The organism is Pseudomonas muyukensis, from assembly GCF_019139535.1.
Lineage (GTDB): Bacteria > Pseudomonadota > Gammaproteobacteria > Pseudomonadales > Pseudomonadaceae > Aquipseudomonas > Aquipseudomonas muyukensis.
Genome location: NZ_CP077073.1, coordinates 1,642,257 through 1,655,489 on the forward strand (window position 1 = coordinate 1,642,257; position 13,233 = coordinate 1,655,489).

General features: G+C 64.7%; 9 protein-coding genes. 1 reads left to right on the plus strand and 8 read right to left on the minus strand.

All coding sequences use genetic code 11. The features are described 5' to 3' along the window. Window positions 1–7 precede the first annotated feature (7 nt). The 8 genes from KSS95_RS07445 to yaaA form a co-directional block, all read right to left on the minus strand. Window positions 8–1,450, minus strand: coding sequence for an alginate O-acetyltransferase (locus KSS95_RS07445; protein ID WP_217852935.1), 1,443 nt, complete (start codon window positions 1,448–1,450; stop codon window positions 8–10). A gap of 13 nt (window positions 1,451–1,463) precedes the next feature. Then, window positions 1,464–3,023 carry a mannuronan 5-epimerase AlgG gene (gene algG / locus KSS95_RS07450; RefSeq protein ID WP_217852937.1) on the minus strand — a complete coding sequence of 520 codons (1,560 nt, stop codon included), beginning with the start codon at window positions 3,021–3,023 and terminating at the stop codon, window positions 1,464–1,466. Between the two features lie 18 nt (window positions 3,024–3,041). Continuing rightward, window positions 3,042–4,520, minus strand: coding sequence for an alginate export family protein (locus tag KSS95_RS07455; RefSeq protein WP_217852939.1), 1,479 nt, complete (start codon window positions 4,518–4,520; stop codon window positions 3,042–3,044). Further along, window positions 4,517–6,049: an alginate biosynthesis TPR repeat lipoprotein AlgK gene (algK, locus tag KSS95_RS07460; protein ID WP_225935567.1), complete on the minus strand. Its 1,533-nt coding sequence runs from the start codon at window positions 6,047–6,049 to the stop codon at window positions 4,517–4,519. Before algK ends, KSS95_RS07455 begins: the two co-directional genes overlap by 4 nt. Window positions 6,050–6,061: 12 nt before the next feature. Continuing rightward, window positions 6,062–7,228 (minus strand): alginate biosynthesis protein Alg44, encoded by a 1,167-nt coding sequence (locus tag KSS95_RS07465; RefSeq protein WP_217852941.1) that lies wholly within the window; start codon window positions 7,226–7,228, stop codon window positions 6,062–6,064. 34 nt (window positions 7,229–7,262) lie between these two features. Next, the gene (gene alg8, locus KSS95_RS07470; protein ID WP_217852943.1) at window positions 7,263–8,744 is read right to left on the minus strand and encodes a mannuronan synthase; all 1,482 of its coding nucleotides are present in this window, start codon (window positions 8,742–8,744) and stop codon (window positions 7,263–7,265) included. A 71-nt stretch (window positions 8,745–8,815) separates the two neighbouring features. Further along, the gene (locus KSS95_RS07475) at window positions 8,816–10,132 is read right to left on the minus strand and encodes a nucleotide sugar dehydrogenase (RefSeq protein ID WP_217852945.1); all 1,317 of its coding nucleotides are present in this window, start codon (window positions 10,130–10,132) and stop codon (window positions 8,816–8,818) included. Between the two features lie 813 nt (window positions 10,133–10,945). After that, complete coding sequence (yaaA, locus tag KSS95_RS07480) at window positions 10,946–11,725, minus strand: peroxide stress protein YaaA (RefSeq protein WP_217852947.1); 780 nt, start codon at window positions 11,723–11,725, stop codon at window positions 10,946–10,948. A gap of 136 nt (window positions 11,726–11,861) precedes the next feature. Here yaaA and KSS95_RS07485 point away from each other — a divergent pair, with 136 nt between their 5' ends. Next, the gene (locus KSS95_RS07485) at window positions 11,862–12,980 is read left to right on the plus strand and encodes a polysaccharide deacetylase family protein (RefSeq protein WP_217852949.1); all 1,119 of its coding nucleotides are present in this window, start codon (window positions 11,862–11,864) and stop codon (window positions 12,978–12,980) included. Window positions 12,981–13,233 lie beyond the last annotated feature (253 nt).

The following is a 13,233-nucleotide window of genomic DNA, read 5'->3' on the forward strand; positions in this document are numbered from 1 at the left end:
GGTCGCCTCACTGGCCAGCTTGCGCGGTGTGCTGCGCGGGGCTGGCGAAGTTGTTGCGTTTGCAGAGTTTGGCTTCGACCTTCTGCGTACCGCTTTCTGGCCCTTGGACCTCCAGGGCAAGCAGGTTCTGGCCTGCCCAGTCTTCGTCCTCGCGCATCTGGAAGACGAAGCGCCCATCGGTGTCGGAGGTTTCGGGCTTCTCGATCTTGATGTCCTCGTGGCGGCCGTTGAGGTACCACAGGGTGGCCTGCAGCACCTTCACCGAGCTGTCCTCGAACTTGATGTCGAGCTGGTGGTTGCGGTTGACCAGGTCCTTGATCACGCCGTTCTTGCCGTTGACCATCAGCTCGTTCTTGCCGGGCTTGAGGGTGGCGCTGGCGCTCATCTGCGCCGGGCGGGCGTCGCAGCCGTCGTCGAGCAGGGCGAGGATCTGTCGCCAGATGGTTTCCTGGTCGAGGCGGTACAGCGGCGAGAACTCCCACACCAGGATCTTCGGTGGGTGGTTCTGGAACTCCTCGCTGCCCAGGTACTGGATCATCGAGCCTTCCAGGCCGCCGCCGGGGAAGGCGACGTTGAGCACGTCGGCGCCAATGTATTGCTCGAGGAAGCCTGAGAAGTTGTAGTTCTTGCCGCTGTGGCTGGTGCCGACCAGGGTGATCTGCGCGTTGCCCGAGTCGCCGAACAGGTCGTCACCGCCGGCGGCGCCCTTGGGTTCGGTGGCGAACTGATCCATGTACTGCACCGCATAGCTGGTGCCACACAATTGCCCGGCGACGTTGTGCAGGGTGCCGGTCTTGCCCATGCGCCCGGACTTCCTGGTCTCGAATTCCTTGCGCGGGATACCTTCGAAGGCCGGCATCCGGTGCACGGTGTCGGCGACGATCTTCGCCGCGCGCTCGGCACCGTAGGGGGTCCAGTGCTGGTCGCCGCGGAAGTAGAAGTCCTTGCCCTGGTCGGCGGCGGCCAGTTGCTCGTTGGTCAGCGGCGACAGGTCGGGCACGTTGTAGCCCATCTTGGAAAAGCGCTGGAGCATGGCCTGGTAGTTGCGCAGGGCCTTCTGGTAGTCGAACGCGGCCTTTTCTTCAGGCTTGAGCATGTTGCGGTTCACCAGGCCGCGGGTCGGCTGGTACACCACCACCAGTTCCACGCCGCGCTTCTTGAAGGCGTCGTGCACCTGCTGCAGGCGCTTGTAGCCGCCTGGGGTGGTGTCGAACTCGGTGCGCAGGTCCTCGCGGGTACGGAACAGCCAGTCGCCCTGGGCTTGCACCAGGGTGGTGAAGTTCTGCTGGTAGCGGGTGGTGTAGCGGCTGGCGTCGTGGGCCTCGGGGCACAGCTGGCAGCACGGTTCGGCGCTGAAGGTCGGTGCCTTGATGTCTTCGGCGCGCACGCCCTGGCTGATGGCCAGGAGGGCGGCGGACAGGCCCAGCAGTTTCATCAGGTGTGGAGTCATGGTCTGGGCTTCCTTAGTCGATCATTTCGGTCTGGCGTTCGACCGGGTCGATCAGCACGGCCTTCTGCTGGCGCACCAGCAGGTCGAGGATTTCGTCCTGGCGCTCGCCGAGCACGCCGTTGAAGCTAATGCCATTGGCCTTGCGCGGCATCAGCATCGACACCTTGTACAGCTCCACCGACAGCGGCGAGTCGATCGACAAGGGGCCCGAGCCATTGGCCGCCAGCTCGCCGCCGACCACGATCAGCGACACCTTGGTGTCGAACGGGTCGAGGGCGATGTCGCGGTCGGTGTCGGACAGGTCCTTGATGTGCCCGTACACGCCCACCAGGCCGTTGGCCATGGCGACGTTCTCGTACAGGCGGATGTTCACGCTGTTGCGCACGCGGATGCCGTGGCGGCGGTTGTTGATCAGCTTGTTGCCCCAGATCAGGTTGTCGCCGCTTTCGTACAGGGTGATGCCGTCGGTGTGGTTGCGGTAGATCTCGTTGTAGGCGATCAGGTTGTTGACGCTGTTACGGTCGATCACCACGCCCGAGAGCTTGTTGTCGTAGCTCTTGTTGTTGATGATCCAGCTGTCGTTGACCTCGCGCGAGACGATGATCCCGTGCTTTTTCTTGGTGCCGTGCACGGTGTTGCCGGCGATGATCAGGCGGTGCGAGCGGTCGTGGGGGTCGATGCCGTAGACGATGTTGTCGCGGTAGGTCGAGTCCTTGATCACGAAGTCCTGGGTTTCGTAGCAGTAGAAGCCGTACCACATGTCGCTGAACTCGGAGCCGATGATCCAGCCGGTGGGTTCCGGGCGGCCCATCTGCTTGGCCATGTTCGGCGTGTACTGCGAGATGCTCACGCCGTAGGACTTGGACTTGGCGTAGCCGAAGCTGGCCATCTTGCTGTTGACGATGTAGGTCTCGGTGCCGCCCCAGCTGAGCAGGAACGGGCGGAATTCATCGGGCTTGCGAAAGGTCGCCGGGCCGTTGGCCTGTTCGCGCCAGCCGGTCACCTGGGTATCGCTGACGAACAGCTTGCCGTCGTTGACGATGAACGAGCCGCCTTCCTCGGACAGGCGCAGCTCCTTGACCTTGCCGTCGATCTCCAGCACGCCCTTGCGCCCGACCACGATCGGCAGGCGCGCCAGGTACACGCCGGGGGCGGTCTCGCGCAGGTACTGGCTGGGGACTTTCCGGCTCAGCTCGACCAGGTCGACATGGCCGTCGTCGACGAAGATCGCCTGGGGAATGCCGTGCTGGCGGCGGACCCACTCGGCGCCTTTGTTGTCGCCGCCGATGAACTCCTTGAGGGTGTCCTCTTGGAGCATGCGGCGCACGCTGACCTTGCCCTTGTGCTGGCGGTCGATCTTCTTTTGCACCGCCGCGGCGGTGTAGCCGGACAGGTCGGGCAGCTTGGGCGGGTCCATCTGCAGCGGCGCGATCGGCGCGCTGGAGACGGTGTAGGTCTTGGCCTGCTGCAGCTCCTTGGCGATCACTGCCGGTTCTGCGGCGGCGACCAGGCCGCTGGCCAGCAGCAAGGCGCTGGCGAGGAGGCTGTGGCGAAGGTTGGGGTGCAGGTTCATGGCTTTCCTCTCCCGGCCTCAGAAGCGCCAGATCACGTCGACGAAGGCACGGTGCATGTACGAGTCCGCTTCCTTGCCATAGGCGTCGCCCGGCTTGAACACACCGGCGCGCAGGCGCACCAGGGCCGAGGGCTCGTCGATCGACTGGCTGATGGAGGCTGGCAGCAGGCCCTGCTTGAAGTACTTGGTGACGACCACGTCCATTTCCTGGCCCAGGTCCTTCTCGCCGTTGACCAGCGGACGGCTCACCCCGCCGTCGTCGACCACCGCGTTGATGCCGCTGGCGCCGATGTTCTGCTGGTCATCGACGCGCCAGAACTTGTGGTAGATGAAGCTGGCGTCGTAGTCGTCGCGCAGCTGCCAGGAGGCGAACAGGGTTGCGGCCTGCAGGTTGCCCAGCTGGCCGCGGAAGGCCTCGCCGAAGCGGTGCACGCGCGAGCGGGTGCCGGTGAAGTTGGAGCGGTTGCTTTCCAGGCCGGTCTGTTCGAAGTTGCTCGAGCCGTCGTCGCCACCGCCGCCGCTGCCACGGGCATAGGCCGCGCCGACCTGCCACTGCGGGTCGAGGCGCAGGCGGATGCCAAGGTCGGTGGCCCAGGCGTTGACGTCGCCACTCTGCTTGCCGGTGGCGACCTGGTCGTTGCCCAGGGTGCTGGTGGTCAGCTTGTCGCGGTCGCCGGTCAGCCAGGTGACGCTGCCCCAGTAGTTGACGGTATGCTCGTTGCGCCAGTTGTAGGCGTCGCTGTTGGCTTCCAGGCCCAGCCAGGTGAGGTCGCCGGTGCGGGTCTTGTCGAGGGCATCGACGGTCTCGCCGGGGTTCTTCAGGCTGCCGCCGTCATGGGTGTGGTGGGCGCGCACGCCGACCCAGTGGCCGGGGGTCCACTGTGTGGCGATGTTGCCGTAGAGGTGGGTGCGGTCCTTGTCCTCGGGAGCCAGCTCGGTCAGGTCGGTGCGGTACTCGCTGAAACGCTGGGCCACGCCCAGGTCGGCCTTGAGCAAGGTGGTGTCGAAGGTCCAGTTCAGCGCCTCGATGTTGGTGTCGCGCCACATGCCGTCGTCGCTGCGCAGGCGCTGGCGGCCGAAGCGCAGTTGCTCGCCAGGGTAGGCGGTCAGGCCACTGTAGCCGACCCAGAATTCGCGCATGGCCAGGTAGCTCTTGTCCTGCTTGCGCTCGTCGGCGGCGGTGTCGGTGGCGCTGCCGTCGTCGTTCTGGCGCAGGGTGTCGGTCTCGATGGTGTCGGTGGCGGTCACCGCCTGGCCCATGGCGAAGGCGCTCCAGTTGCCGCGCTCGCCATACACCCAGGGGCGCAGGTCCAGGCCCAGGCCGTTGACGTCGCCGCCGGAGCGGGTGCCGAGGTCGCGGTCGTCTTCGGACTGGCCGGTGATCTTCACGTCCAGGCCGAAGTTCTTCTGCGCGGTTTGCGCCGCCAGGGTCGGCATCGACCACAGCAGGGCGAAGCTCAGGCCAATGCCGGCTTTCACGAAGGGGTTGAGCGTCATAGCGAATCCTCGGCGTCTACTTCATCGTGCTCGTCTTGCAGCGCTTCGATGGCCAAGGTGCTGTGGGCGCCTTGGTTCATGCTGCCGCGAGCCTGCTTCTCCTGCGCCAGCAGGTTTTGCGCCTGGCTGCGCTGGTCGGGCGTGAGTTGCTGGTCGAGCTGTTGCAGCAGTTCGGCCGATTGCGGCGTCGGGTTGACCTGCGACAGCTGGGCGAATACCCAGGCGTTGGTCGGCTCACTGCGGATGCCGTGGCCTTCGCTGAACAGCTGGGCGAGGGCGTAGTCGGCGCTGTTCTGGCCACCACGGGCGGCGGCCAGCAGGTGGTCGACGGCCTTCTGCGGCTCGACGTTGCCCAGGTAGCCGCGGCGGTACAGCTGGCCGAGGTAGTAATGGGCACTGACTTCGCCTGCGTCGGCGGCGGCCTGCAGGTGCTGCTCGGCCTTCGCCGCGTCGGCCGGCACGGTCTTGCCTTCGTAGTACAGGCGGCCCAGCAGCAGCTCGGCGCGGGGTTGCTCGGCAGCGCGGCCCTTGTCGATGTAGGCCATGAGCTGGTCGGTATCGCCCAGCTCGGGGAAGTCGTAGAGCAATTGCGCCAGGCTCACCCAGGAGGCAGGGTTGGCGGGGGCGACTTGCTCGAGCAAGTCCTTGGCGGTTTTCTCGTCGGTCTGGCCCAGGCTGCGGTCGGCCAGCACCCGGGCCACGCTGTCGACCCGGGTGGCCGGCACGGCGCCGCGGGCGTAGGCGGCCTTGAGCTGCTCCAGCAGGGCGGCCTGCTGCTCGGGCTGGGCGCGCTTCTGGTAGACGCTGGCCAGTTCGACGTAGCAGATGTCGGTGCTGGCCAGGGCCGCCTTGCAGATCTTTTCCACCTCGCCCAGGTGTTGGTCGTAGCTGCCCTGGGTGCGGTACAGCAGCACCTGGGCCAGGCCCGCCTCGGGGTTGCCGGCGGCGCGCCACTGGTCGATCTGCTGCTGGGCGTTGATGTTGGGGAAGCTCTGCGGGTACTGCAGGTAGAGCATCGCCAGGGGGATCAGGGTGTTGCCTTCGCCTTGCCTGGCCGCGAGCTTGAGCAGCGATTCGGCCTCTTCGCGCTCGGCCTGGGTGCTGTCGGGCTTGGCCACCAGCAGGCGGCCGAGGCGGGCCTGGGCGCGGGGCGAGGTGGCGGCGGCGGCGCGGTAGGTGGCTTCGGCCTGTTTGAGCTGGGCCGGGTCGCGGGTGGCGACCTGGATATCGGCCAGGCCGACTTGCGCCTCGCTGTAACCCAGATCGGCCAAGGCCTTGTAGTTGCGCTCGGCGGTGGCGGTGTCGCCGCGCTTGAGCGCTTCGTTGGCCAGGCGCTGGTCGGGCAGGCCGGCGCAGCCGGCCAGGGTGATGGCCAGGGCCAGCGCGCACAGGCCCTGGCCAAAACCGTCCCTGTAGGAGCCGGCTTGCCGGCGAATGGCTCGCGCAGGTGTTGCATCCCATGGGCGAGTGCTGCGCACTCGATCGCCGGCAAGCCGGCTCCTACAGGTATCGGGGTATCTGCTGGTCATGGGTTATCCCTCTTAAAGCCCGCGGGCCACGGCCTTGTCGATCAGCCAGTTCAGCGACGGGCCACGGTCGCTGTTGACCGCGGCCGGGCGCCCGGCGAGTTCGGCCGGCAGGCCTTCGTCGGGCTGGATCTGCACGCGGATGTCGGCGGCCAGGTTGTCGGTGTCCAGGCTCGAACTGCCGACGATCTTGCCGCTGCGCACGTCGTCCTCGCCGGCGACCTGGAAGTTGACCCGGGTGCCGGGCTTCACTTCATCGAACTGGCGGTAGCTGAAGCGCGCCTCGACGGTCGGGGTGGTGGTCCGCGGGATCAGCGCGAACACCGGCTGGCCCTTGCTGGCGTACTGGCCGTCGTCCACCAGCTGGCGCGAGACCACGCAATCGCAGGGGCTGGTGAGGGTGCCGGAGAGCTGCTTGCCGAACAGCTCCTCGACCTTGGCCGGTTCCAGCTGCGAATCGTCCAGGTGCCCCTTGAGCAGGTCGAGCATGCTGGTGTTGAAGGTCGCCAGCGGCGCGCCCTTGGCCACCGTGGCGCCGCTGTGCACCAGGCTTTGCAGGCTGCCGTCGCGGGGCATGGTGACGTTGGTGGTGGGCACCGCCACCACGCCGGCTTCGGCATGGCTGACGAAGTACAGGCCGTACAGCGACTTGGCGACGAAGCCGAAGGCCAGCAGGCCGACGGCGAACACCCCGGCGGTGACGGTGACCGCGCGCAGGCGGCCGAACGCCGACAGGCCGGAGCCGCCGTCCTTCTGCTTGCGCGCCTTGGTGAAGTTGTCGCGCTGCAGGGTGCTGAGCACGTCGCCGACGCTGATCAGTTCGCCGGACAGGTGGCTGGTGATGATGTGGCGCAGGGTGGCGATGTCGCGCGGCTCGAGGTTCTGGAACTCGGTGCCGATGCGCCCGCTCTGGGCATCGCTGGTGCGCACCAGCAGCTCGACGTCCATCGACAGGCCAAGGTTGTCGACCACGAACTGCAGGCGGCCACGCAGCACCTCGCCCTCGGCCAGGGGTTTTCTGGCATGGAAGGACAGGCCCCCGGCGGAAAGATCGTCCACCTTCACATCGTGCGGCTCGCGGTTGCCGTCCAGGTAGCGCAGCTTGGCAGGGATGCGCACCCGGGCGTGCTGGCGCTGCGCCTCGGATTCATGCACGACGTTGACGTTCACGGCGGTATTCATGGCGATTTCGTTCCTGTTATCCGATCCGGGGGGCTCACACGACCATGAACAGCACGGCGACGAAGATGCTCGCGGCCGAGAAGGTCATGGTCCGCGAGGACCAGGTGTTGAACCATTGTTGAAAGCTTGCGAGGTCGCGCTTGAGGGCAGTGGGCTGGCGGGTCCAGGACTGCTTGTCGAGACGGAAGAACACGTAGATCTTCATCAGCGCGCCGACGATCTGGTTGTAATAGAGAATCAGCGGGTAGGCGGGGCCGACGTTGTGCCCCGAGCACAGCAGCATGATGGTGAGGATCAGGCGGGTGATGCCGATCCACAGCAGGTACACCAGCAGGAACTGCAGGCCGAACTTGAAGCTGGCGATCACCGCCACGGTCAGGCCCAGCAGGCTGGTCCACATCGACACGCGCTGGTCGAGCAGCACGATGCTGGTGAACAGCCCCAGGCGCTTGAGGCCCAGGCCCAGGGCGCGGGAGTTCTGCCGCAGGTTGTTGCCGTACCAGCGGTACATCAGCTTGCGGCTGGCCTTGACGAAGCTCTTCTCCGGCGGGTGCTCGACGGTGTTGATCGCCGCGTCCGGCACGTAGAAGGTGTCGTAGCCCAGGCGCATCAGGCTGAACCAGCTGGACTTGTCGTCGCCGGTGAGGAACTTGAAGCGGCCCAGGCGCCAGTGCATCAGCGAGTCGCTTTCCACATCGGCGATGAATTCGGGGTCGGTCACCACGCTTGCGCGGAACATCGACATGCGCCCGGTCATGGTCAGCACGCGCTTGCTCAGGGCCATCGAGCACATGTTGATGTGGCGCTGGGCGAAGCGCAGTTTGTGCCACTCGCTCATGATGTAGCCGCCGCGCACTTCGCAAAATTCGTTGGTGGTCAGGCCGCCGACGTTGGGATAGAGCTTGAACCACGGCACGGTCTTGCGCACCACGCCCTCGGCCAGCACGGTATCGCCATCGATCACCGCCACCACGGCATGGTCGTCGGGCAGCATCCGCGAGATGGCGCGGAAACCGTAGGCCAGGCCGTCGCGCTTGCCGGTGCCGGCGATGCGCACGATGTCCAGGGTGACATGCTCGGGTGGGTTGTACTTGGCCCACAGGCTCTTGACCAACAGCTCGTCGGACTTTTCCACCAGCGAGCAGACCACGGTGGTGGGGAAACCGCAGTCGATGGCTTCGCGGATCACCGAGCTGTACACCTGGGCGGTGGTCAGGGCGTCGATGCGAAAGCTGGTGACCATCAGGTACACGTGCGACGGGTCGGCGGCGCTGCCCAGCTTGCGCACCTTGCGGCGCAGGTAGGGGTAGACCAGGTACAGGAAGATCATGCCACGGATGAAATGGGTGGCGCCCATGGAGTAGCGCCAGATGCCGACCGCGCCGACCAGGAAGATGAAGTGCTTGGACTGCGCGTCGAAGATATCGCTGGGCAGGGCCAGGGCGATCAGCATGAGCAGGCTCATGTAGAGCAGCCAGCCGGCGCACTGCAACAGCACTGTCTGGAACCTTTGCATGTTCGGCATCCGTCGAGAATTCGGGAAAGGACGGGCGGCGCGCTGGGGAGGGACGCGCCGCCCGGCCGGGGTTACCAGCAGATACCTTCGGTGCGGCTGGTGGCGTTGGTCGGCTTGTTCATGAAACCGACCAGGTCGATCACCTGCTTGCCTGCCGGCGCCTGTTGGGCCAAGGCGCGGAACTGCTCGTCGCGGTTGCCCAGGACGATGATGTCGGCGTTGTCCACCACCTGGTCGAAGTTGGCGTTGAGCAACGAGGACACATGGGGGATCTTCGACTCGATGTAGTCCTTGTTGGCGCCGTGGACGCGGGCGTACTCGACGTTCTGGTCATAGATGTCCAGCTGGTAGCCCTTGCCGATCAGGCGTTCGGCCAGCTCTACCAGCGGGCTTTCGCGCAGGTCGTCGGTGCCGGCCTTGAACGAAAGACCCAGCAGGGCGACCTTGCGCTTGTCGTGGCTTTCGATGATGTCGAAGGCGTTCTGCACCTGGGACTCGTTGCTGCGCATCAGCGAGTCGAGCAGGGGGGCGCGCACATCCAGGCTGGCGGCGCGGTAGGTGAGGGCGCGCACGTCCTTGGGCAGGCACGAGCCGCCGAAGGCGAAGCCTGGGCGCATGTAGTACTGCGACAGGTTCAGCGCCTTGTCCTGGCAGACCACCTCCATCACATCGCGGCCATCGACGCCGACCGCCTTGGCGATGTTGCCGATCTCGTTGGCGAAGGTGACCTTGGTGGCATGCCAGACGTTGCAGGTGTACTTGATCATCTCGGCCACTTCGACCGGCTTGCGGATGATCGGCGCGTCGAGCTCCTCGTACAGCGCCTGGAGCACGTCGCCGCTGGCGCTGTCCAGTTCGCCGATGACGGTCATCGGTGGCTGGTCGTAGTCCTTGATCGCGGTGCTTTCGCGCAGGAACTCAGGGTTGACCGCGACGCCGAAATCGACGCCGGCCTTCTTGCCCGAGCAGTCCTCGAGGATCGGGATGACCACGTTGTTCACGGTGCCCGGCAGCACGGTGCTGCGTACCACGACGGTGTGGCGGCTGGCCTTGTCGCGCAGCACATAGCCGATTTCGCGGCACACCGACTCGATGTACTCCAGGCCCAGGTCGCCGTTTTTCTTGCTTGGGGTGCCCACGCAGATCATCGACACGTCGCTGGCGCGGATGGCTTCGGCGAAGTCGGTGGTGCCGCGCAGACGGCCGGTGGCGATGCCCTGTTGCAGCAGTGCTTCCAGGCCTGGCTCGACGATGGGCGACTTGCCCTTGTTGATCAGGTCGATCTTGCTGCTGGAAACGTCCACACCAATCACTTCGTGGCCTCGTGCCGACAGGCAACCTGCACAGACTGCACCCACATAACCCAAACCAAAGATGCTGATACGCATCGCATTCACCTCATGTGTTTATCACGCCAGCCCTTCAACGAAGAGCCGACTGGGTTGATTGACCAGCAGTTTTCGGGCGCACGGATCCATGGCGAATTAACACTTCACCGAACGCAGGCATGAATAAATCCGGAACGCAAAAACCGCTGCGCTCAAAGTTGGCAAATAAAGGCCAGTATTTAAAAGGCGTGCCCTGAAATGCAGCCGTCTTTATTGCAATTCAAACTTGGTGAATTGCTGTGCTTGTTCTTTCAATTGGAAAAACCTTTTGAAATCAACCACTAGGACGATTCGTAAGGGGCGCGACTCTCCTTCTGGGCAGGGCTTTAGGCGGTCACCGTTGCGCTGCCTGACTTGTTGGGGCTGAGGGTGGATACCGTTCAGCTGTCATCTGTAAGTCATTTCTCACGACCCGCGCTTGAAACTCGTTACGGGTGCTATGAGCCGTGGGCCGTCGTAGAAGTTCCGGGGTGGGTTCGGCGTCGATGAAAGATTTCTAAATATTTTTTCAGTGGAAAATACTTTCATATTGATAGCACCCCACAGTGTCCCCCCCGTATATAAAGGGCGAAAACGAGGCGGGATGGTTATATGCCAGCATGGAAAAATATTTTTCAAAATTCGTCAAAAAACTACGAACGGTCTTATGGCGTTTTGCGATAAGGAAATGCGTGCTGGTTTTTTGGCGTCTGTAAACTGGCGTCTTCAGGGTGAAAACGCGCCCCGTTGCAGGGCTAGGTGGGATGGGCTGCGCGGTCCCTGGCGACGCGGCCTTGTGTGGCGAAAGGGGCGCAAGGCGCCCCCTCAGGGCCCTCAGCCCTCAGCGTGATCGCGCAGGAACACCAGGTGGTCCGGCTTCGACTGCTCGGCGCTGTAGTAGTAGCCCTGCACGTCGAAGCGCTTGAGCTGCTCGGGGTCGTTGATGCGCTCCTGGATCACGAAACGGCTCATCATCCCGCGGGCCTTCTTGGCGTAGAAGCTGATGATCTTGTACTGGCCGTTCTTCAGGTCCTTGAAGTCGACATCGATCACCCGGGCCTTCAGCGCGCTCTTTTTCACCGCGCTGAAGTACTCGTTGCTGGCCAGGTTGAGCAGCACGTCGTCGCCCTGGTCGGCCAGGGCCTGGTTCAGCCATTGGCTGATGCGCGTGCCCCAGAAGGCATACAGGTCCTTGCCGCGGGCGTTGGCCAGCTTGGTGCCCATTTCCAGGCGATAGGGTTGCATCAGGTCCAGCGGGCGCAGCAGGCCGTACAGGCCGGAGAGCATGCGCAGGTGCTCCTGGGCGTAGCTGAAGTCGTCTTCGCCGAGGGTCTCGGCGTTCAACCCGGTATATACGTCGCCCTTGAACGCCAGCAGCGCCTGTTTGGCGTTGGCCGGGGTGAAGTCTGGGGTCCAGCTGCCGAAGCGCGCGGCGTTGAGCCCGGCGAGCTTGTCGGACAGGTGCATCAGCTCGGCGATCTGCGCAGGTGTCAGTTCACGCAGTTGCACGATCAGTTCCTGGGAGTCGTCCAGGTACTGCGGCAGGGTGTGGCGTTGGGTGACTGGCGGGGTCTCGTAGTCGAGGGTCTTGGCGGGGGAAATCACCGTCAGCATCGGGTCGGCTCCTGGAATCGATGGGGGGATTCTACGGGGCTGGCCGGGCAAGTCCAAACTATGGCGACGATAGTCACGGAACATCGCCTGGGCTCGCGCTATAGTGCGCGCCATGCTTTCAAGGAGAATGCCCACCGTGCGTATCGCGTTTGCCCTGTTCGCCGGATTGTTGAGCCTGGGCGCGCAGGCGGCCCCGGCGGACTTCGTCAGTTTCGACCGCAGCCTGTGGCCGGAACAGCTGGACAGCCCGACGCTGTTCGATGTGGCGTCGCGGGCCGAAATCCTGTCGTTTGCCCGGGTGCTGCATGAAAGCGAAATGCTCGACGAGCAGGCGCTGACCACGCGCCTGGGGCTACGCCAGGTCAACCTGCCGGTGGTCCGCGCCGTGCGCGCGCGGATGTGGCAGCGCTTGTGGACCAGCTACCAGCAGGCGCAACAGAGCTGCGAAGAGGATGCGTCGTTCTGCTATCCAGTGGCGTCGATGGCCGACTTGCGTACCCAGGCCGCCACGTTCGCCACTGATGTCGGCACGTTCTATGCCGATTGGGTCGAGCCGAGCCACCAGTTCCATAGTCGCTACCTGGACGAGCAGCTACGCAAGGCCGCGCTGTTTCCACACACCACCAGCGAGGTGGAAAAGCTCTCCGGGCGCGAGCGCAATGGCGAGGAACTCAACGACCGGATGTACCTGCTGACCTTCGTTGGCGGCCCAGGGCCCGAGGGTGGCAGCACCGACCAGATGACCGATTACCTGCGCCGGCAGAAGCTCGACGCAATCTTCTTCGTGCTGGGCAACCGCCTGCAGCAGCGGCGGGACACCGGGCCGGTGGCACCGCTGTATGCCGGGCAATGCGTGGGGATCCAGGGCTGGGAGTACCGTTCCCATGCCCAGTGGCAGGGCTGGCAGGATTCGTTGCGGCGCAGCCAGGCACGGGTCCAGGCGGATTTGCCGGAGCAGTATGTGCCGTTGTTCCGGCCGCCTTATGGGCAGCGCCGGGCCGATGGCGAGGGGTTCATGGCCCGCCAGCAGTTGCAGGTTTCGTTGTGGGATATCGATGCCCAGGACGACGGCCCGCTGACGGCAGAGGCCTCGGCGCAGCGGGTGCTGACCTTGATGCTGCTGTGGCGCAAGGGGGTGATCCAGTTTCGCGACAACCAGCCCAAGGCGCAGCCGGCGCTGGAGTGGCTGTTGCAACACACGGCGCAGAGCGGGATTGGCTGGGAGGATTGCCGGGGGTATGGGCCAGGGGAGTAGCTTGGTGACCCCATCACAGCCACCTGATCCCTGAGCGTAGTCCCCTGCGCCCCCAGCGCCAAGCCCTGTTCGTCATTCCGAAAAATAAACTTCACCCAAGCGTAAAAAGTCTTTTTTCGGTCATGGTTTTTGCGGTATCAAGGAACCAGACAGCCGAATCCTGCAGCACAGGTGGCGTCATCCACGCCCCTTCGCCAGGTGAGCTTCCCGCCCGTAACAACGCGGATACGGGGAGAACGGCAGTCACTCTGCG